The 19,670-nt window shown below is 72.1% G+C and carries 18 protein-coding genes; 8 read left to right on the top strand and 10 right to left on the bottom strand.

The features are described from left to right. Positions 1-84 precede the first annotated feature (84 nt). From ACZ7OU_RS25895 to ACZ7OU_RS25925, 7 genes are all read left to right on the top strand, one after another. A complete protein-coding gene (locus tag ACZ7OU_RS25895) occupies positions 85-1,035 on the top strand; it encodes a threonine ammonia-lyase (protein ID WP_470257076.1) in 951 nt (316 codons plus the stop codon). Between the two features lie 71 nt (positions 1,036-1,106). Next, on the top strand, positions 1,107-1,730 hold the full coding sequence (locus ACZ7OU_RS25900; protein WP_470257077.1) for a helix-turn-helix domain-containing protein: 624 nt from the start codon (positions 1,107-1,109) through the stop codon (positions 1,728-1,730). A gap of 60 nt (positions 1,731-1,790) precedes the next feature. Continuing rightward, positions 1,791-2,936 carry an NAD(P)/FAD-dependent oxidoreductase gene (locus ACZ7OU_RS25905; RefSeq protein WP_470257078.1) on the top strand — a complete coding sequence of 382 codons (1,146 nt, stop codon included), beginning with the start codon at positions 1,791-1,793 and terminating at the stop codon, positions 2,934-2,936. Beyond that, positions 2,936-3,187, top strand: a complete 252-nt coding sequence (locus ACZ7OU_RS25910; protein WP_470257654.1) for a (2Fe-2S)-binding protein — start codon at positions 2,936-2,938, stop codon at positions 3,185-3,187. The genes ACZ7OU_RS25905 and ACZ7OU_RS25910 overlap by 1 nt, the downstream gene beginning before the upstream one ends. Beyond that, positions 3,184-4,470 (top strand): FAD/NAD(P)-dependent oxidoreductase, encoded by a 1,287-nt coding sequence (locus ACZ7OU_RS25915; RefSeq protein WP_470257079.1) that lies wholly within the window; start codon positions 3,184-3,186, stop codon positions 4,468-4,470. Before ACZ7OU_RS25910 ends, ACZ7OU_RS25915 begins: the two co-directional genes overlap by 4 nt. Beyond that, complete coding sequence (locus ACZ7OU_RS25920; protein WP_470257080.1) at positions 4,467-5,378, top strand: dihydrodipicolinate synthase family protein; 912 nt, start codon at positions 4,467-4,469, stop codon at positions 5,376-5,378. The genes ACZ7OU_RS25915 and ACZ7OU_RS25920 overlap by 4 nt, the downstream gene beginning before the upstream one ends. Beyond that, a complete protein-coding gene (locus tag ACZ7OU_RS25925) occupies positions 5,379-6,380 on the top strand; it encodes a proline racemase family protein (protein ID WP_470257081.1) in 1,002 nt (333 codons plus the stop codon). It begins immediately after the preceding gene. Positions 6,381-6,628: 248 nt separating this feature from the next. Here the strand turns inward: ACZ7OU_RS25925 and ACZ7OU_RS25930 are convergent, their stop codons facing one another. The 6 genes from ACZ7OU_RS25930 to ACZ7OU_RS25955 all read right to left on the bottom strand — a co-directional run bounded on the left by ACZ7OU_RS25930 (position 6,629) and on the right by ACZ7OU_RS25955 (position 13,406). Beyond that, positions 6,629-7,519 (bottom strand): SDR family oxidoreductase, encoded by an 891-nt coding sequence (locus ACZ7OU_RS25930; RefSeq protein ID WP_470257082.1) that lies wholly within the window; start codon positions 7,517-7,519, stop codon positions 6,629-6,631. A 95-nt stretch (positions 7,520-7,614) separates the two neighbouring features. Next, a complete protein-coding gene (locus tag ACZ7OU_RS25935; RefSeq protein ID WP_470257083.1) occupies positions 7,615-9,351 on the bottom strand; it encodes an aldehyde dehydrogenase family protein in 1,737 nt (578 codons plus the stop codon). After that, the gene (locus tag ACZ7OU_RS25940; RefSeq protein ID WP_470237495.1) at positions 9,348-10,421 is read right to left on the bottom strand and encodes an isocitrate/isopropylmalate dehydrogenase family protein; all 1,074 of its coding nucleotides are present in this window, start codon (positions 10,419-10,421) and stop codon (positions 9,348-9,350) included. The genes ACZ7OU_RS25935 and ACZ7OU_RS25940 overlap by 4 nt, the downstream gene beginning before the upstream one ends. Next, a complete protein-coding gene (locus ACZ7OU_RS25945) occupies positions 10,418-11,332 on the bottom strand; it encodes a GDSL-type esterase/lipase family protein (protein WP_470237494.1) in 915 nt (304 codons plus the stop codon). Before ACZ7OU_RS25945 ends, ACZ7OU_RS25940 begins: the two co-directional genes overlap by 4 nt. Further along, on the bottom strand, positions 11,329-12,519 hold the full coding sequence (rocD, locus tag ACZ7OU_RS25950; RefSeq protein WP_470237493.1) for an ornithine--oxo-acid transaminase: 1,191 nt from the start codon (positions 12,517-12,519) through the stop codon (positions 11,329-11,331). Before rocD ends, ACZ7OU_RS25945 begins: the two co-directional genes overlap by 4 nt. Further along, entirely contained in the window at positions 12,516-13,406 is an 891-nt protein-coding gene (locus ACZ7OU_RS25955; protein ID WP_470257084.1) for a MurR/RpiR family transcriptional regulator, read from the bottom strand. The genes rocD and ACZ7OU_RS25955 overlap by 4 nt, the downstream gene beginning before the upstream one ends. A 100-nt stretch (positions 13,407-13,506) precedes the next feature. On the opposite strand from ACZ7OU_RS25955, the gene ACZ7OU_RS25960 reads away from it, so the two are divergent. Beyond that, a complete protein-coding gene (locus ACZ7OU_RS25960) occupies positions 13,507-14,625 on the top strand; it encodes a C45 family autoproteolytic acyltransferase/hydolase (RefSeq protein ID WP_470237491.1) in 1,119 nt (372 codons plus the stop codon). Here the strand turns inward: ACZ7OU_RS25960 and ACZ7OU_RS25965 are convergent. The 4 genes from ACZ7OU_RS25965 to ACZ7OU_RS25980 are packed head-to-tail and all read right to left on the bottom strand — an operon-like array spanning position 14,620 to position 19,428. Continuing rightward, entirely contained in the window at positions 14,620-15,999 is a 1,380-nt protein-coding gene (locus ACZ7OU_RS25965; RefSeq protein WP_470237490.1) for a family 2B encapsulin nanocompartment shell protein, read from the bottom strand. The two genes, ACZ7OU_RS25960 and ACZ7OU_RS25965, sit on opposite strands and share 6 nt — an antisense overlap. A 5-nt stretch (positions 16,000-16,004) precedes the next feature. Next, a complete protein-coding gene (locus ACZ7OU_RS25970; protein ID WP_470257655.1) occupies positions 16,005-17,408 on the bottom strand; it encodes a family 2B encapsulin nanocompartment shell protein in 1,404 nt (467 codons plus the stop codon). A 27-nt stretch (positions 17,409-17,435) separates the two neighbouring features. Further along, a complete protein-coding gene (locus ACZ7OU_RS25975) occupies positions 17,436-18,569 on the bottom strand; it encodes a family 2 encapsulin nanocompartment cargo protein terpene cyclase (protein ID WP_470237489.1) in 1,134 nt (377 codons plus the stop codon). Between the two features lie 7 nt (positions 18,570-18,576). Further along, on the bottom strand, positions 18,577-19,428 hold the full coding sequence (locus ACZ7OU_RS25980; RefSeq protein WP_470237488.1) for a geranyl diphosphate 2-C-methyltransferase: 852 nt from the start codon (positions 19,426-19,428) through the stop codon (positions 18,577-18,579). Positions 19,429-19,670 lie beyond the last annotated feature (242 nt).

The following is a 19,670-nucleotide window of genomic DNA, read 5'->3' on the forward strand; positions in this document are numbered from 1 at the left end:
ACTCGGGATGTCCGAGGGTAGGAGACGGTGAGCGGCCGCGGAGATACGGCCCGGTCGCCCGCCCGGCGGCTATGCTCCGGAACCGTGCCGGAAACGCGCCTCGACCTCGACCGGATCCGGGCCGCCCGGCGCGTGATCGACCCGGTCTTCCTCGACAGCCCGCTCTACCGCTGCGAAGCACTGGAACGCGCACTCGGGTGCCGGGTGAGCATCAAGCTCGAAACCGCCAATCCCGTGCGCAGCTTCAAAGGCCGGGGTACCGAGCTCGTCGTCGACGGTCTCGTCGGGCAGGCCGCCGTGTGCGCCAGCGCGGGCAACCTCGGCCAGGCTCTCGCCCTCTCCGGACGGTCCCGCGGCATCGACGTCACGGTCGTGGCGTCGCGGTTCGCGCCCGCGTTCAAGCTCGACCGCATCCGGGCCCTCGGCGCCGGACTGGAGCTGGTGGACGGCGACTTCGAGCTGGCCCGCGAACGGGCCGTGGCGCTGGCGAAGGAGCGCGGCGTCCGGCTGGTCGAGGACAGCCTGGACGTCGAGACCTGCGAGGGCGCGGCGACGATCGGCCTCGAACTGCTGGACGCGGGGCCGTTCGACGCGGTCCTCGTCGCCCTCGGTGGCGGGGCGCTGGCCACCGGGATCGGGCACGTCCTGAAGTCCTGCGCCCCGGGCACGGAGGTGCTCACCGTCCAGCCGGCGGGCGCACCGGCGATGACCCTGTCCTGGCGCGAGCGGCGCGTCGTCACGACGGAGTCGGCCGACACGATCGCCGACGGCGTCGCGGGCCGGTTCCCCATCCCGGAGGTCCTCGAAGACCTCGTCGCCGTGGCCGATGACGCCGTCCTGGTGCGGGAGTCGTCGATCATCGCCGGGATGCGGCTGTTCCTGGAGCACGCGGGCCTGGTGGTGGAGCCGTCGGCGGCCCTCGGCCTCGCGGCGATCCTCGAGGACCGTGACCGGTTCGCGGGGCGGCACGTGGTGACGATCGTCTGCGGCAGCAACGTCGACATGGCCGCGTACCGGCGGTGGCTCGGCCTTTAGCACCCTGCTCGCGGTCCGGCATGGCATCATGACCCTGGCCCGATCGGCAAACCGAACGGAGACGGGGCTCGATGGACGCTTTACCGAACGGCGGGACGCCCGTGGCCGAGCCGTCGATCCGCGACATGCTCGCCGTCAACCTGCGGGCCGCGCGGGCGGCGCGGGGCCTGTCGCTGTCCGAGCTCTCGCGGCGGTCCGGGATCGGCAAGGCCACTCTCTCGCAGCTGGAAGCCGGCACCGGCAACCCGACCATCGAGACCGTCTTCAGCCTGTCGCGCGCCCTGGAAGTGGCCATCTCCGACCTGCTCGACCACCGGCCCCGCGGCGGGCTGACGGTCGTGCGCGGCGCCGACGTCGAAGTGCTCCGCGGCGAGGGCATCGACCTGCGGCCACTGCGCCGGATCGAGGCCGAGAGCAGCGTGTTCGAGGTCTACGACCAGGTCGTCCGCGGGGACGCGCCGCAACGGTCGCAGGGGCACGTCGGGGTCGAGCACACGATCGTCCAGACCGGCGGGCTGCGCGTCGAGGTCGGCGGGCGGACCGTCGACCTCGGGCCGGGGGACTACGTCGCCTTCGACGCCCGCGAGCCGCACAGCTACACCGCGCTCACCGCCCCCGTGCACTCGGTGCTGCTGCTGCAGTTCGGCGCCGACGAACGCCTCGACGGACGGCCGCACCCCGTCCTGCGGGATTGACACCTCCGTCTCGGGAGACTTAACCTCCGATCGTTCGCTTTACCGAACACCGGAGGGTCGATGGACCGAACGCGGGCGGTGGTGATCGGGGCCGGCGTCGTCGGGGCGGCGTGCGCCCGGGAGCTGAGCCTCGCCGGGTTCGACGTCGTGGTCCTCGACCGCGGCCGGCCCGCGGGCGGCACCACCTCGCACGGCGAAGGCAACCTTCTCGTCTCGGACAAGGGGCCGGGCGCGGAGCTCCGGCTCGCGCAGCTCTCGGCGCGGCTGTGGCCCGAAATCGCGGCCGAACTCGGCGACGCCTGCGAGTTCGACCCCAAGGGCGGCATCGTCGTGGCCACCACCGAAGCCGGCGCCCACGCGCTGAAGGCGTTCGCCGCCGAGCAGACCGCGGCCGGCGTGCGCACCGAACCACTGTCCACAGTGGAGCTGGCGGCGGCCGAACCCGCGTTGACCCGCGAGGTGACGGCCGCGGTCCACTACCCGGAGGACGCGCAGGTCCAGCCGGCCGGCGCGACGCTGGCCCTGCTCGGCTCGGCCCTCGCGCACGGCGCCCGCCTGCGCGTCGACACAGAGGTCGTCGGCGCCGTCGTCCGCGGTGGGCGGATCACCGGGGTCCGGGTACCCGGCGAGGTCGTCGACGCCGACGTCGTGGTGAACGCGGCGGGCCCGTGGGCGGGCGAGGTCTCGGCGCGCCTGGGTGCCCCGATCGCGGTCCGCCCCCGGCGCGGCGAGGTGCTGGTGACCACGCCGATGCCGGGAGTGGTGCGGCACAAGGTGTACGACGCGGACTACGTCGGCGCGGTCGGCTCCGGCGACGGCGAGCTGCAGACGTCGGCGGTCGTGGAGTCGACGTGGGGCGGCACGATCCTGATCGGCTCGTCCCGCCGCCGGGTGGGTTTCGACGACACGATCGTGCCGGACGTGCTGAGCGCGATCGCGGCGAAGGCGGTGCGGCTGTTCCCGTCGCTGGCCGACGCCGCGGTGATGCGCGCGTACGGCGGGTTCCGGCCCTATGTGGACGATCACCTCCCGGTCCTGGGCGAGGACCCGAGGCTGGGAAACCTGTGGCACGCAACGGGACACGAAGGTGCGGGCATCGGCCTGAGCGTCGGCACGGCGCGGCTCCTGCGCGAGCTGCTGACCGGGGCGCCGCCGTCGATGCCGGTGGAAGAGTTCACTGTGGACCGTCCGGCGGTGGTCGCGTGATCGAGATCAGCGTCGACGGCGAGCCGGTGCGGGGCATCGAGGGACAGACGGTGGCCGGCGTGCTCCTGGCAGCCGGACGGATGTCGTGGCGCACGACGCGTTCCGGGGCCCCGCGCGGGGTGTTCTGCGGGATCGGGGCGTGCTTCGACTGCGTGCTGACGGTGAACGGCGTGCCCGATGTGCGCGCCTGCCGCCGCCGCGCGGCCGATGGAGACGAGATCCGCACCCAGTCCCGGCAGGAGGAAGCATGACGCGGGTGGTGATCGTCGGAGCGGGCCCCGCGGGGCTGGCGGCCGCGGAAGCCGCACTGCGGGCGGGGGCCGAGGTGACGGTCCTGGATCAGTCGGACACCCCGGGCGGTCAGTACCACCGGACGTTGTTCGGGGAACGGCGGCCAGACTTCGAGCGGCTGCTGGCGCGGTGCGAGTGGTGGCCGGAAAGCACGGTCTGGGCGCTGCACGAACGACGGATCCACGTCCTACGCGGCCCGGCAGACGGCTCGGCCCGCGAACGCCGCACCCTCGAACCCGACGCCCTCATCCTCGCCACCGGCGCGCACGACCGCACCCTCCCGTTCCCCGGCTGGCAGCTCCCCGGCGTCTACACCGCCGGTGCCGCGCAGGCACTGGCCAAAGGCGAGCGGGTCGCCGTCGGGCGGCGGGTGCTCGTTGCCGGGGCCGGACCCTTCCTGCTGCCCGTCGCCGAGTCGCTGCTCCACGTTGGCGCCGAGGTCGTCGCCGTGCTCGAAGCCAACCCCGTCACGACCGTCCTCAAAGGATGGGGCCTCCACCCGCGCAAGACCGGCGAACTCGCCCGCTACGCCGCCACCCTCGCCCGCCACCGCGTCCCGTTCCACCTGGGCCGCACCGTCGTCGAAGCTCGCGGAGACGACCGGGTACGCGAAGTCGTCACGGCCCGGGTTCGCGCGGACTGGTCGGTCGTCCCCGGCACCGAACGCACCTACGCGGTCGACGCCGTCTGCGTCGGGCACGGCTTCGTTCCGCAACCCGAACTCGCCGTCGCCGCCGGGTGTGTTCTCGATGGGGGGTTCGTCCGCACCGACCAGCACCAACGGACCAGCGTCGCAACCATCTTCGCCGCCGGGGAGATCACCGGGATCGGGGGTGCCGACGCCGCACGCGCGGAAGGTGCCGTCGCCGGTTGTGCCGCCGCCGGGGGTACGCCGAGCCGGGAGCTGCTCCGCGAACGTGACCGTACCCGGGCCTTCGCGCGGCGGCTGCGCAACGCTCACCCGATCGGCGCCGCCTGGTCCGGCTGGCTGCGGGACGACACCATCGTCTGCCGCTGCGAGGAAACCACCTACGGCGACCTGAAGACCGCCGTCGCCGACCCCGTCATGCCGGGGCCGCACGCACTCAAGCTCGGCACCCGGGCCGGGCTCGGTCCGTGCCAGGGCCGGATGTGCGGGCCCACCGTCGCCGACCTGTGCGGGGGCGCCGAACGTCACCACCGTCCGATCGCCCAGCCGATCCGCCTGGGCGAGCTCGCCGACCCGAAGGAGACCCGAGCATGAGCACCCGCGACCTCGGCGGCGTGGTCGTCGCCGCCGCGCTGCCGTACAAGACCGACGACACCGCGCCCGCCGGCCTCGCCGTCGACTACGACGCCTACGCCGAGCACTGCCGCTGGCTCGTCGAAAACGGCTGCCGTGGCGTCGGCCCGAACGGTTCCCTCGGCGAGTACTCCTCGCTCACCGACGACGAACGCCGCCGCGTCGCCCGGACCGCGATCGAGGCCGTCGGCGTAAACGGGATCGTCGTCGTCGGCGTCCACGGACCCGGCGCGCACCAAGCCAAGCAGTGGGCCGAAGCGGCCGCCGAAGACGGTGCGCACGGCGTCCTCTGCCTGCCGCCGACGCTCTACCGCGCCAACCCCCGCGAGGTCATCGCCCACTTCGAAGCCGTCGCGTCGGTCGGGCTGCCGGTGATGGTCTACAACAACCCCTTCGACACCAAGGTCGACCTCACGCCCGACCTGCTCGCCGAGATCGCGCAGATCGACAATGTCGTGGCCGTCAAGGAGTTCTCCGGCGACGTCCGGCGCGTGCTGGAGATCCGCGAACGGGCGCCGGAGCTGGCCGTGATCAGCGGCGCGGACGACGTCGTCCTGGAGAGCCTGCTGATGGGCGCGACCGGCTGGTTCGCCGGGTTCCCGAACGTCTTCCCGGCCGAGTCGGCGCGCCTGTTCGAGCTGGCCACGGCGGGCAAGCTCGACGAGGCCCGCGCGCTGTACGAGCCGCTGGTGGCCGCGTTCCGCTGGGACTCGCGCACCGAGTTCGTCCAGGCCATCAAGCTGGGGATGGACATGGTCGGGCGGTACGGCGGCCCGTGCCGGCCGCCGCGGGGACCGCTCTCGGACGTCCAGCGCGAGCAGGTCCGCGCCGACATGGGCCGCGCGCTGGCTTCGCTGGGGGTGGCGTAGGTGCGGTCCTCACGCGCGATCACGGCCGTCGACTCGCACACCGAGGGCATGCCGACGCGGGTGGTGACCGGCGGCGTCGGCCCGATCCCCGGCGCGACGATGGCCGAGCGCCGCCGGTACTTCATGGAGCACCTGGACCACATCCGGCAGTTCCTGATGCACGAGCCGCGCGGGCACTCGGCGATGAGCGGCGCGATCCTGCAGCCGCCGCTGCGCGACGACGCCGACTGGGGTGTCGTGTACATCGAGGTGTCCGGCTGCCTGCCGATGTGCGGCCACGGCACCATCGGCGTCGCGACGGTGCTGGTCGAGACCGGCATGGTCGAGGTGACCGAGCCGACGACCGTGGTGCGCCTGGACACCCCGGCCGGGCTCGTGCACGCGGAGGTCACCGTCCGCGACGGGCGGGCCGAACGGGTCAAGCTCCGCAACGTCGCGTCGTTCCTCGCCGAGCGCGACGCCGTCGTGGACGTCCCCGGCCTCGGCGAGGTCCGCTACGACCTGGCGTACGGCGGGAACTTCTACGCCATCCTCGAACTGTCCCAAGTGGACATCCCGTTCGAACGGTCCGAAAAGGACCGGATACTGAGCGCGGGCTTGGACATCATGGCCGCGATCAACGAGCAGCGCCCGCCGAAGCACCCCGCCGACCCGCTGATCGGCGGCTGCAAGCACGTCCAGTTCCTCGCCCCGGGCTCGGACGCCCGGAAGTCGCGGAACGCGATGGCCATCCACCCGGGCTGGTTCGACCGCTCGCCCTGCGGAACCGGCACGTCCGCCCGGATGGCCCAGCTGCACGCGCGGGGCGAGCTGCCGCTGCACACGCCGTTCGAGAACAGTTCGTTCATCGGCACGACGTTCACCGGCGAGCTGGTGGGGGAGACGGAGGTGGGCGGGGTGCCGGCGGTGATCCCCGAGTTCTCGGGCCGGGCGTGGATCACCGGCACGGCCACCTACCTCCTCGACCCGGACGACCCCTTCCCGACCGGGTTCGTCCTCTGATCCCGTGTGCGCGGATGGTCGACACGCGTGATCCGAGGGTCGACACGCGTGACGGGGAGGTCGACACGGGGGCTTGCCCGGCGGATGTCGTGTCGACCCTTCAATCACGCGTGTCGACCGCTCGATCACGTGGGCAGGCCAGGGCGTTGACGAGGCGTTGCTTCTCCGCGTGGTCGACGGACTCCGACACGTCGGTCACGCGCGCCGAGGAGAACTCGGTTTCAGCACCAGCATGAACGCCGTCACGGTCACGCGTACGCACCCGCTTCGATGTCCTCGACCAGCGTCGGCCCGGACGGGGTCCAGCCGAGCAGCTCGCGGGTGTGCGCGTTCGACGCGGACATGTCCAGGCCGAAGAACCGGCCGATGAACCCGAAGTGCTCGACGGCGTTCTCCGGCGGGACCGAAACCACCGGCAGGTCGAACGCCCGCCCGATCGCCTCGGCGATTTCCCGGGTCGTTACGGCTTCTTCGGCGACGGCGTGCACCCGCGAACCGGCGGGTGCGGCTTCGACCGCGAGCCGGACGAGCTGAGCCGCGGCCGGGCGGTGGACCGCGGCCCACGCCGCGTCGCCGTCGCCGAGGTACGCCGACACGCCGTGCCGGCGGGCCGCCGCGGTGAGGGACGCCAGGAACCCGGGGTCGCCGGCGCCGTGCACCGACGGCGCGAAGCGGACGCTGACCACCCGGACGCCCTTCGCGACGTACTCGAGGGCGAGGTTCTCGCCGCCGCCGCGCATCGAGTCCGGGCCGACCGCCGGGGACACGTCGGTCTCGACCGCGGGCCGGCCCTGGACCAGGCCCGCGAGCGCGCCGGCCAGCACGAACGGCCGGTCGGTGCCGGCGAGCGCGCCCGCCATCGTCTCGATGGCCGCCCGTTCGGTCCGGTTGTTCTCCGCCGGGTTGCCCCAGTCGTGCTTGTTGCCCAGGTGGACGACGGCGTGGGCGTCGATCGCGCCGTCGCGGAGACCGTCGAGGTCGTCGAGGTCGCCGCGCCGGACCCGGGCGCCCGCCTGGGCGAGCTTGAGGGCCGCGGCGTCCGAGCGGGCGAGGCCGGTGACCTCGTGCCCGGCGCCGAGCAGGTCGCCGACGACGGCCGTGCCGATCCACCCGGTCGCTCCGGTGACGAACACGTGCATGGTGCTGCTCCTTCTTCGGATTGCTCGGTACGAGTACGAAGTTAGGAGCCGCGGCGGTGTTCGTGCCACGCAACTTTGACAACTGACGATTGTGTCTAGCGCAAGCTGTGTTCGGCGTCGACACGGGTGGTCACGTCCGTCTCGACGATCGTCCGCGTCGCGTCCGCCGACGCGTACGTCCACAGGATGCGCATCGGCTCGGTGGCCGACGCGTTGCGAAACCGGTGCGGGGTGCCCGCGTCGACGTACGTCGTGTCGAACCGCTCCAGGTGGTGCTCGGTGCCGTCGATCTCCACGATCGCCGAGCCTTCGAGGATCACCACGCTCTCCGGGCAGTTGTGCGTGTGCAGCGGGATGCCCGCGCCGCCCTCGAAAAGCGTTGTGCCGTTGAGGAACACCCGCGCGCCGATCGCGCGGGTCACCAGTGGCACGGTGCTCGCGCCACCGCCGCGGTTGTGCGCGGGCAGCGACCCCGGGCGCAGCACGGCCGGCGGGAACGACGTCGACCCCGGGCCGCGCCACACGGTCTTGGTGTTGGTGAACTCGCGGATCCCCTCCGCGCCCAGTTCGCGGCCGTACCCGGACTTCTTGATGCCGCCGAACGGCAGCCGCGGGTCGGACGCGACCATGCCGTTGACGAAGACCGCGCCGGCCTCGAACCGGCGCACCAGCACGGCGGCGCGGGACACATCGCGCGTCCACAACGCCGCGCCGAGGCCGAACTCCGTGCGGTTGGCCAGCGCGATCGCCGCGTCCGCGTCGGGCACCCGCGTGATCGCGGCGACCGGCCCGAACGTCTCCTCGTCGAACGCCGCCATGCCCGGCGTCACGTGGTCGAGCACCGTCGGCGGGTAGAAGTACCCGGGTCCGTCGGCCGGTTTTCCGCCCAGCAGAAGGGAAGCGCCCGCGTCGACGCTGCGGCGGACCTGGTCGTGCAGCGTCGCGCGCAGGTTCTCCCGCGCCAGCGGGCCGACCTCCAGCGCGGCGGCCGCGGCGGTGAACTCCCGGACGAACTCGTCGGCGACGGCCGCTTCGACGATGAACCGCTTGGCGTTGACGCAGCTCTGGCCGCCGTTGACGAACCGGGCCTTGACGGCGGTGGCCGCGGCGGCGGGCACGTCGGCGTCGGCCAGCACGACGAACGGGTCGGACCCGCCCAGCTCCAGGACCTGCTTCTTCAGCGCCGCCCCGGCTTGCGCGGCGATGATCGCGCCGACCTCCGTCGAGCCGGTGAAGGTGACGGCCGCGATCCGGTCGTCCGCGATGAGGCCCGCGACGGCGTCGGACTCCACCAGCAGCACCTGGACCAGCCCGTCGGGCGCCCCCGCCTCGCGTACGACGTCGGCGATGGCCAGCGCGCACTGCGGCACGTTGCCCGCGTGCTTGAGGACGATCCCGTTGCCCGCGGCGAGCGCGGGCGCGGCGAAGCGGAAGAACTGCCAGAACGGGTAGTTCCACGGCATCACGGCCAGCACCACGCCGAGCGGGTCGTGCACGACCACGCTGTCGGGCGGGATCGGCCGGTCGGCGAGGTAGGTGCCGGCCTGCCCGGCGTAGTGCTCGCACGTCACCGCGCACTTCTCGATCTCGGCTTCGGCCTCGCCGAGCGGCTTGCCCATCTCCGCGGTGATCAGCAGCGCGTACTTCTCCTTGCCCGCACGGAGAACGCGGGCCAGCTCCCGCAGCAGCCCCACCCGCTCGCCGACGTCGTAGGTGCGCCAGCGGGCCTGGGCGGCGGCGGCCGCGTCGAGCGCGGCTTCGACGTCCACAGTGGACTGCGGGGTGAACCGGGCCAGCTCGGTGCCGGTGGCCGGGTCGACGGACAGGATCATCGGGCGCTCACCTTCGTCAGTGCGTGGGCGACGGCCTCGGCGAACCCGGCCGTGCCGAGGGAGCCGCCGAGGTCGCGGGTGCGGGTGGCGGGGTCGTCGAGCGCGATGTCGACGGCCGCGGTGATCAGCTCGGCCGCCTTGACCAGGCCGGGGTGGTCGTCGCGGCGGCCGCGCCAGTCGAGCAGCATCGCCGCGGAGAGGATGAGCGACGTCGGGTTCGCGACGCCGAGCCCGGCGATGTCCGGCGCGGACCCGTGCTGGGCCTGCCCGACGCACAGGTCGTGGCCCGCGTTGACCGACCCGCCGAGGCCGAGGCCGCCGGACAGCTCGGACGCTTCGTCGGACAGGATGTCGCCGAACATGTTGGTGGTGACCAGGACGTCGAAGCGGTCCGGGGTGCGGATGAGCAGCGCGGCCGTGGCGTCGACGATCAGCTCCTCCAGTTCCACGTCCGGGTACCGCGAAGCGACCTTCCGGACCTCGCGCAGGAACAGCCCGTCGGACAGCTTGAGCACGTTGGCCTTGTGCACCGCGGTCACCTTGCGGCGGCGGCCGCGCGCCAGGTCGAACGCGGCCACGGCCACCCGCTCGGCCGCCTTCGCACTCACCTTGCGGACCGACAGCGCGAGATCGGGGTCGGGCATGAACTCGCCGGTGCCGGCGTGCATGTTGCGGTCGGAGTAGAAGCCTTCGGTGTTCTCGCGAACGATGACCAGGTCCATCGGGGCCCGCAGGACGCTCAGCTCCGGGCGCGAGCGGCACGGCCGGACGTTGGCGAACAGCTCGAACACCGTCCGCAGCTCGGCCGACGGGTTGATGCCGCCTTCGGCGCGCGGCGGGTACTCGTAGTGCGACACCGGGCCGAGCAGCACGCCGTCGACCTGCGGGATCCGGGTCATCACGTCGGACGGCAAGGTGGTGCCTTCGGCCGCCAGGGACGCCAGCCCGATGTCCCGGCGCTCGAACTCCAAACCGAGGCCCAGGAGGCGGTCGGCGGCGGCGAGGACGTCGAGGGTGGCGGCGGTGATTTCGGGGCCGATGCCGTCGCCCGGCAGGACGAGGATCTTCATGGGTGGTGCCCTTCGGTGGGGAGCAGCGCGGCGAGGTGGGGCCGCATCCGCTCGGCGATGAGGCGGTAGCCCTCGGCGTCGGGGTGCAGGCCGTCGGCGAGGAGCCCGGCGTCGGCCGGGCCGAGGAGCGACGGGCCGTCGACGACGGGCAGCCCGTGGGCGGCCTTCGCGACCTCGGCCCGCACGTCGGCGAGGGTCAGCCCGAGCGCGTTGGGCTGCTGCTCGCGCTCGGGGGCGTGCAGGGGAGTGGTGAGCAGGATCGGGGTGTCCGGGTGGCCGTCGCGGATCGTGTGGACGAACCCTTCGAGCGCGGGCCCGAGCGAGCGCGCGGAGAACGACGCGGCGCCGTGGATGTTGACGCCGACGCACAGGCTGATGACGTCCGCCTCGGTGTCGCGGATGTACCGCGCCACCGCGGGATCGAGGTGGCATTCGCCCGCGAAACCCAGGCAGCGCACCGACCAGCCGAGCTCGGTCGCCACCAGGGCGGGCCAGGTCTCGGACGGCCCGGCGGCGAGCCGGCACTGCGTGATCGAGCTGCCGTACGCGATCCAGCGCGGGCCTTCCGGCACCTGCGTCACTTCGCCGCTCAGCCGGAGTTCGCCGAGGCTGATGTGGCTCGACTGCGGCAGCCAGATCCGCACGCGCTTGCGTCCGGCGGGCAGGTCGCCGACGTGGACGGCGTGCGAGCGGCTGACCAGTTCGCCGTCGACCACCACGTCGATGAACCCGGTGGTCTCCACGTCCCAGTCGAACCCGCGGGCGTCGGTGTCGAACTCCAGCCGCACCCCGGCGGGCATCCGCGCGACCTCGTCGAGCCGCGGGTGCAGCGATCCGGCGGGCAGCCGGCGGGGGACGAACCGGCCGTCCTCCTCGACGAGTTCCGCGTGGCCGCGCAGGAACTCCTTCACGAGCCCAGCTCTTCGGCGAGCTGCGTGACGGCGTGGCGCAGGTCGTCTTCGTCGATCACCAGCGGTGGCGCGAGGCGGATCGTCGAGCCGTGGGCGTCCTTCGCCAGCACGCCCCGCCGGAGCAGCCCTTCGCACACGTCGCGGCCGCTGCGGCCGACGACGTCGACCCCGGCCCAGAGGCCGAGCGTCCGCACTTCCCGGACGTTCGGCAGCCCGGTGAGGAGCCCGGCGAAGACCGTGCCCAGCTCGGCGGCCCGGTGCTGGGGTTCGCCGGTCGCGAGCTTGCGGACCACGGCCGTGCCGATGGCACAGGCCAGCGGGTTGCCGCCGAACGTGCTGCCGTGCTGGCCCGGCCGCAGGACACCGAGCACGTCCCGGCGCGACACCACGGCAGACAGCGGGACGAGGCCGCCGCCGAGCGCCTTGCCGAGCAGGTAGACGTCCGGCACGACGCCGAAGTGCTCGCAGGCGAACGTGCGCCCGGTCCGGCCGAGCCCGGACTGGATCTCGTCGGCGATCATCAGGACGTCGTGCGCGGTGCAGGCTTCGCGGACGGCGGCGAGGTAGCCGGGCGGGGGCAGGAGCACGCCCGCTTCCCCTTGCACCGGCTCGATCAGCACCGCGACGGTGTCCTCGGTGACGGCCGCGCGCAAGGCGTCGGCGTCGCCGAACGGGACCGTGTCGAACCCCGGTGTGAACGGGCCGAAGTCCGCGGTGGCGACCGGGTCGTCGGAGAAACTGACGATCGTCGTCGTGCGGCCGTGGAAGTTGCCGCCCGCCACGACGATCCGGGCGCGTCCGGCCGGCACGCCCTTGACCGTGTAGCCCCACTTGCGGGCGACCTTGATCGCCGTCTCGACGGCTTCGGCGCCGGTGTTCATCGGCAACACCATGTCCATGCTCGCCAGCGCGGCCAGCTCTTCGCTGAAGGTGCCCAGCCGGTCGTGGTGGAACGCGCGGCTGGTCAGCGTGAGCCGGTCCAGCTGCTCGTGGGCCACCGACAGGAGCTCCTTGTCGCCGTGGCCGAAGTTCAGGGCGCTGTAGCCGGCGAGCAGGTCCAGGTAACGCCGGCCCTCCACGTCGGTGACCCAGGCACCGTGTCCTTCGGCCAGCACGACCGGCAGCGGGTGGTAGTTGCGGGCGGTACCGGCCTCGACGCGGCTGATCTCGTCGGTCGTCGCGCTCACGGGCTCTCTTTCCTGGTGCGGCGGGTGGTTCGGGTCTGGCTGAGCTCGGACCGCAAGCCGGTCAGCAGCTCGGCGCGTTCGGTGGCGCGGCTTTCGTCCCGCGCGCGCACCGCGAGCACGAGGGCGTCGGTGAGCACCTGGGACGGCAGGCCTTCGCCGGTGGATCCGGTGGTGCTGTCCACGGCGAACAGCGAGACGTGCACGCGGTCGGCGTACACGGGCACGAGGGAGTCGGAGATCAGCACGGCCCGCGCGCCGACGGCGGCGGCGTGGTCGAGCACGATCTCCAGCTCGGCGAGCAGCCGGCTGGGGGAGTACAGCACGACCACGTCGCCCTGGCCGAGCTCGAGGAGGTCGTCGGCCAGGCGGAAGCCGGTGGCCCCGCTGACCCGGGCGCGCCGGCCGATCCGGCGCAGCCGCAGGGCCAGGTAGGCGGCGACCGACTCGGACGGCCCGATGCCGAACGCGAGCACGTCGCGGGCGCCGGCCAGGGCGGCGACCGCCGTGCCGAACGCCTCCTCGGTGGTGAGCCGCCAGGTGTCCGCGAGCCGCTGCGCCGCCTCGGTGAACACCCGGTCGAGCAGGGCGGCGGTGGCCGAGACCCGCTCGTCCGGACTCCCGGGCGGGGGCGCCGGGCTCGTGGCCCGCACCACCTGCCGGGTCAGGCTGTGCCGCAGCTCCAGCAGGCCGGCGTAGCCCAGCGAGCGGGCCGTCCGGACGACGGTCGCGTCGCTGGTGCCGGCGGCCGCCGCGATCTGCTCGGCGGTGGCGAAGATGGCCTCGCGGCTGTGGGTGCGCAGGTACTCCGCGACCTTCCGCTCCGCCTTCGACATCATCGCCAGCCGGCCGGTGATCCGGTCCTGCAGCGACAGCTCTGTAGTGTCCATGTCAGTCATTGACTTCCCTGTAGGAATGACTACATAGTAGCGCATCAGTCATTCGCTGCAAGGTTTGTAATAGCCATTACATCCGCCGGAGGAGTCGCCCGTGCCGACCGTGCCCCTGCTGGAGCTCAGCGGACCACCCGCCGAACGCGGCCGCCACCACGGTGAGGCCGCGCGGGCGGAGATCGCCCGCTCGCTCGACCACTACCGGCGCTCGTTCGCCCTCAAGCCCGGCCTGGCCTGGGCCGACGTGGTCTCCCGGGTCGGCCCGTGGCGCACGCTCGTGGCCGCCCACGCGCCGGACCTCCTGGCGGAGATGGACGGCATCGCGGCGGGTGCCGGCGTGCACCCGGACGAGGTGCTCGCGCTCAACGCGCGCGGCGAGATCGCGCGCAACCACCTCAGCGGCTTCACCGAGATGGACGGCTGTTCGTCGTTCGCGCTGCTGCCCGAAGCGACCGGTGACGGCCACGTCTACTGTGGACAGAACTGGGACTGGCGGGCGGAGACCGAGGCCACGACCGTGCTGATCCGGATCGTGCAGCCGCCCAAGCCGACCGTGATCATGCAGGTGGAGGCGGGGCAGGTCGGCCGCCACGGCGTCAACTCGGCGGGCCTCGCGCTCAACGCCAACGGCCTCGACGGCGCGTTCGGCACTCCGCCCGGCCTGCCGCAACCGGTGCTGCGCCGCCTGATCCTCGACAGCCCGACCCTGCGCGACGCGTTGCGCGTGCCGTTCGCGAACCCTCAGCACATCGCCACGAACCTGCTGTTCACCCACCGCGACGGGTTCGCCGTGGACCTGGAGACCACGCCGCTCGACCACCGCTGGGGATACGCGTCGGACGGCGTCCTGGTGCACGGCAACCACTACCAGTACGGCATCCCGCCGGCGCTGGCCGGGCGGTACCGGCCGGCCGCGGTCGACTCGCTCTACCGCGTCCCGGTCATCGAACGCGGGCTCGCGCGGGCGGTGGACGCCACGGACTCGGCGGGCGTGCGCAAGGTCGTGCAGGAGACCATGAGCGACCACTTCGGGCACCCGCACGGGGTGTGCGCGCACCCGCGTGACGACGATCCGGACGTGCGCCGCTACAAGACGACCATGAGCAGCCTGGTCGACCTCACCGCGGGGGAGTACCGGGTGCTGCGCGGGAACCCGTGCGAGGGCGAATACGAGGTGCTGCCGTGGCACATCGCCGACGGTCCCGGCGGGTCATGAGCCGGTTTCGACGTGGTCGAGGACGCCGAGCGCGTCCGGGACGAGGACGGCGGCGGAGTAGTAGGCGCTGACCAGGTAGGACGTCACGGCCCGGTCGCTGATGCCCATGAACCGGACGTTGAGTCCCGGCTGGTACTGGTCCGGGAGTTCCTTGGGGCGCAACCCGATGACTCCGGCGTCGTCTTCGCCGGTGCGCATGGCGAGGATCGACGTCGTGCCGGTGTCGGTGACCGGGATCTTGTCGCACGGCAGGATCGGGACCCCGCGCCAGGTGTGGACGCGTTTGCCGTCGAGGACGCCCGTGTCGGGGTAGACGCGGGCCCGCGTGCATTCGCGGCCGAACGCGGCGATGGCGCGCGGGTGGGCGAGGAAGAACTTCGTCTTGCGACGGCGGCAAAGCAGGTCGTCGAGGTCCAGTGGCGTCGGTGGCCCGGTGCGGGTGGTGAGGCGCTGCTTGAGATCGGTGTTGTGGAGCAGGCCGAAGTCGGTGTTGTTGACGAGTTCGTGTTCCTGACGTTCCCGCAACGCTTCCACGGTCAGCCGCAGCTGCTGTTCGAGCTGGTTCATCGGCTGGTTGTAGAGGTCGGTGACGCGGTTGTGCACCCGCAGGATCGTCTGGGCGACGGCGAGCTCGTATTCGCGTGGTGAAGGGTCGTAGTCGACGTACGTGCCGGAGAGGATCGGTTCGCCGTCGTGGCCGGCGGAGAGGTCGATGCTGGCTTCGCCCTTGGGGTTCTGCGGTTTCCGGGGTCGTCCGATGGCCTCGGCGACGTGAGCGCGGAGTGACTCGGACCGGCCGTTGAGGCGGGCGTAGGTTTCGGCGGGCAGAGCGAGCGCGATGACGTGGGTCGCGGCGCGGGCGGTGAAGCTCCACCGCGCGTCGTCGCGGGCGAGGAGTTCGGCGCCGAAGTGGTCGCCGTCGGTGGCGGTGCCGAGGGTGGTCTCGTCGCCGTATTCGCCGCGGCCGTGCCGGGTGACTTTGCCGTGGGCGACGAGGATCAGCGTGTCGACCGGCCGGCCCGCGGTGACGATCGTGTCGCCCGGCTCGTACTCACGTTGCTCGAAGGCTTCCGCGAGGGCGCTGAGGGCGTCCTCGTCGCCGAAGCCCCGCAACAGTTCGAGTTCGGTGAGCTCGGCGGGGACGACCTGGACGCGGGCGCCGGTGGTGTAGAAGGAGACTTTGCCGTCGCCGATGGTGTAGGTGAGGCGGCGGTTGACGCGGTAGCTGCCGCCCGGCACGTCGACCCAGGGCAGCTGGGAGAGCAGCCAGCGGGTGGTGATGCCGCGCATCTGCGGCAACGTCTTGGTGGTCGTGGTGAGTGTCCGCGCGGCCGTGACGCTCAGGGACAGCTGGAGCTCTTCCGTCACCGTCATCGGTGTCAGCCTTCTCGACCGAGTTCGGCGCTTTCGAGCACCGCGAGCGCGTCCGGGACCAGTACGGCGGCGGAGTAGTACGCCGACACGAGGTACGACATGATCGCCTGCTCCGAAAGTCCCATGAACCGGACGTTGAGCCCGGGCTGGTACTCGTCCGGCAACCCGGTCTGGTGCAAGCCGACCACGCCCTGGGCCTGTTCCCCGGTCCGCATCAGCAGGATCGAACTGGTGCGGGTCTCCGTCACCGGGATCTTGTTGCAGGGCAGGATCGGCACCCCGCGCCAGGCCGGGACGTGGTGGCCGCCGAAGTCGACGGCGTCGGGGTAGACACCGGCTTTGGTGCATTCCCGGCCGAACGCGGCGATCGTCTTCGGATGCGCCAGGAAGAACCCGGGGTCCTTCCACACCAACGCCAGCAGCTCATCCAGGTCGTCGGGGGTCGGTGGGCCGGTGCGGGTGGGGATGCGCTGGGCGAAGTCGGCGTTGTGCAGCAACCCGAAGTCGGTGTTGTTGACCAGTTCGTGTTCCTGGCGTTCCCGCAGCGCCTCGATGGTCAGCCGGAGCTGTTGTTCGATCTGGTTCATCGGCTGGTTGTAGAGATCCGCCACCCGCGAATGCACCCGCAGCACCGTCTGGGCGACCGACAGCTCGTACTCCCGCGGTTGGGCGTCGTAGTCGACGAACGTCCCGGGCAGCATCGGCTCCCCGTCGTGGCCGGAGGCGAGGGAGATTTCGGCTTCGCCGTGGTCGTTGCGGGCCGAGGCGCCGCCGGCGACGAACGCCTCGAGATGGGCTTGGAGGGTTTCTGACCGGGACCGTACGTCTTCGAAGACGTCGCGGGGCAGGGAGAGGACGGTGCAGGTGGTGACGGCTTTGGCGGTGAACTCCCAGATCCCGTCGTCGCGGATGAGGGCGGTTTCGCCGAAGTAGTCGCCGTCGGCCATCGTGCCGAGCACGGTCTGGTCGCCGTAGGCGCCGGTGCCGACCTTGGTGATCTTGCCGTGGGCGATGAGGAACACCTGGTCGGCGCGGGACCCGAACTCGACGAGGGTGTCGCCGGGGACGTATTCGTGCTGGGAGAACCGGGAGGCGAGTTCGGCGAGGACGTCTTCGTCGTCGTAGCCGCGCAGGGGGGCGAGTTCGCCGAGTTCGGGTGGGATGACGCGGACTTCGGCGCCGGTGGTGGTGAAGGTGACTCGTCCGTCGCCGACGGAGTAGGAGAGGCGGCGGTTGACGCGGTAGGCGCCGCCGGAGACCTCGACCCAGGGCAGGAGTTTGAGGAGCCAGCGGGAGGAGATGCCCTGCATCTGCGGGACCGACTTGGTCGTGGTGGCCAGGGTGCGGGCCGCGGCCCGTCCGAGGCTCTGCGGTGCCTGGTCGGTGTCCACCGGGTCGGTGACAGTCACAACGAGAACCACCCAATCATTCGAAGGTCAAGACTGGTAACGGGGATTGGTGGCGTGCCAGGTGAAGCCGCCGCCCATCCAGGAACGGACACCCACGAGGAACCGCTGCAGCTCCGGCGACGGCACCGCCATCAGCTCCCGGTGGCCGTCCTCGAACTCGTGGACGATCTTGTTGTGCAGCTCGACGGTGGCCTCGACCGCCTCCTCGACCGAACAGCCCCGGTCCGCGGCGATCTGCAGGACCATGTTGCAGACCGGCTTCTCGTCGGCGGCGTCCTTCGCCACCGAGTGCAGGTCGTTGACCAGCACCGACGCCGTCCCGGCCCGCATCATCGCCTCCCGCACGCGCGGGTCGTAATAGAAGGGCGCGGCCAGCTCGTAGCCGCCGACGGCGTCGACCAGGGTCATCGACGTGTAGAAGCTGTCGTGCTGGCGGGCCGCCAGGTACTCCCACGCGGGTGGGTAGCGGCCGGTGTGGCGCCACGCCGCGTAGGCGTCCCAGCTGACGAACATCGCGAACGTCGAGTAGCAGACCCGCTGGACCAGCACGGGGGAGCCGTGCCGGCCCAGGTGGTCGATCGCCGAGTGCAGCCCGACGAGGATCGGGTCCGCCCGCAGTGCTTCTTCGAGGGGCGCCGAGAACTCCCCGGCCGGCGCGACCGGGTCCATGGCCGCCATGACGAGCGCCAGGCGTGGCGGCAGTTCGGTCGGCGCCGCGCCCAGCGCGCTGTCGTCGGCGTAGAAGTCGTCGGCCGCCCACCAGACCGCGTTGAGCTGCGCCGCGACGAGCAGCCGGTCCGGGTCGTCGCAGTCGGGGTGGGCGAGCATCACCAGCCGGCCGAACCCGGCGTGGGCGATCTGGTCGAGGCCTTCGCCGGTGAAGCCGCAGTCCCCGGCCCACGCGACCAGCCGCCGGTCGACCTCCCCGGCGAGGGTGTCGTCGACGCGGCCCACGACCGGGCAGTACAGCGGTGTCGCGCTGCCGTCACCCCACGGCAGGTGGGCGTACGCCGGATCCTGCCCGGGCGCGGGCGCGAACTGGGTCGCGATCCGCGCCGCGGCCGTGCCGAGGCCGAACGGGCCCGCGAGCAGGCTCGCGGCACCCCCGTTCGTCCACTGTGGACACGCGGTCCCGGTCGTCATGGTGCTCTCCCTCGGCACGCCCGCCTCAGACGCGGTCGGCGGCGATGAGCAGGTAGTGGAAGCTGCCTTCGCGGTACGCGGTCAGGAACGGCTTCTCGACCCCGGTGGCGACCGAGGACCGCTCCCGCAGCTCCCAGTACGGGATCGTCGCGGCCGTCAGGTCGACGACGTTGATCGGGACGAACCCGTTGTCCGACAACGCCTTGAAGTAGTCGCCGCGGGCGTGGATGTTGCAGATGTAGTGCTGGTCGATCTGGCTCACCGCCCGCGACCGGCCGCCGGTGACGTCGTTGTAGCACCCGGTGATCGTGACGTACCGGCCGCCGGGCTTGAGCTGCCGCGCGTGCTCGGCGAACAGGTCGTGCAGGTCGACGTACATCGTGCTCTCGTTGTTCCAGATGCCCTGGAACACGCCGGACTCGAACCCGGTGTCGAGCATGTTCTTCAGGTGGTAGCGCACCGAACCGTCGATCCCGCGCCGGCGCACGTGCTCGTTGGCGAACCCGACCTGCTGCTCGGAGATGGAGATCCCGTCGACCTGACAGCCGAAGCGCTGGTGGGCCATGACGCTCGAGCCGCCCCGGCCGCAGCCGGCGTCGAGCAGCCGGTCGTGCGGCCCGATCGGCCCGAGGTGGTCGAGGAGGACGTCGGCCTGCGCGGTCTCGAGCCGGTGCATCTCGGCGATGATCGCCTGGTCGCGCCGGTCTTCGGGGGCGTCGAGGACGGCCGGGTCGTAGTCGCCGAGGCCGTAGTGGTGGTGGTAGAGACCGTCGACGTCGCCCAGCCGGAGGTTCACCGGGTCCTTTTCCGCGTTCCAGTAGTCGGCGACCGACTGCTGGTACGCGGTGCGGGTCACGGGCTGGTCGATAGCCGTCATCGAGAAACTCCTCGTTCGTTTTCCGGGAAGGGGCAAAGCCTTGGCGGGCAAGGCCCTGTCAGCCAAGGGAAAGCGCCGGGCGCCCGGCATTGTCCCCTCCCCACCGACGCTAGCGAGGAACGATTCACGCGGACAAGGAGCTTCACTCCCGCCGGCCGCGCCTTGCCCGCTTGGCCCAGCGGCACCCCTGCGCGCGGTGGTCCGCGACGCGCTCGACAGCCTCTTTCGGGACCGGCGGCGAC

It is taken from the genome of Amycolatopsis sp. NPDC114505 (assembly GCF_055633615.1).

What these genes read in the sequence shown, in the direction of transcription:
- ACZ7OU_RS25965 (WP_470237490.1), bottom strand. Translation starts at nt 15,999, where the DNA reads ATGACGGTGACGGAAGAGCTCCAGCTGTCCCTGAGCGTCACGGCCGCG.
- ACZ7OU_RS25980 (WP_470237488.1), bottom strand. Translation starts at nt 19,428, where the DNA reads ATGACGGCTATCGACCAGCCCGTGACCCGCACCGCGTACCAGCAGTCG.
- ACZ7OU_RS25920 (WP_470257080.1), top strand. Translation starts at nt 4,467, where the DNA reads ATGAGCACCCGCGACCTCGGCGGCGTGGTCGTCGCCGCCGCGCTGCCG.
- ACZ7OU_RS25900 (WP_470257077.1), top strand. Translation starts at nt 1,107, where the DNA reads ATGGACGCTTTACCGAACGGCGGGACGCCCGTGGCCGAGCCGTCGATC.
- ACZ7OU_RS25915 (WP_470257079.1), top strand. Translation starts at nt 3,184, where the DNA reads ATGACGCGGGTGGTGATCGTCGGAGCGGGCCCCGCGGGGCTGGCGGCC.
- ACZ7OU_RS25940 (WP_470237495.1), bottom strand. Translation starts at nt 10,421, where the DNA reads ATGAAGATCCTCGTCCTGCCGGGCGACGGCATCGGCCCCGAAATCACC.
- ACZ7OU_RS25905 (WP_470257078.1), top strand. Translation starts at nt 1,791, where the DNA reads ATGGACCGAACGCGGGCGGTGGTGATCGGGGCCGGCGTCGTCGGGGCG.
- ACZ7OU_RS25930 (WP_470257082.1), bottom strand. Translation starts at nt 7,519, where the DNA reads ATGCACGTGTTCGTCACCGGAGCGACCGGGTGGATCGGCACGGCCGTC.
- ACZ7OU_RS25955 (WP_470257084.1), bottom strand. Translation starts at nt 13,406, where the DNA reads ATGGACACTACAGAGCTGTCGCTGCAGGACCGGATCACCGGCCGGCTG.
- ACZ7OU_RS25935 (WP_470257083.1), bottom strand. Translation starts at nt 9,351, where the DNA reads ATGATCCTGTCCGTCGACCCGGCCACCGGCACCGAGCTGGCCCGGTTC.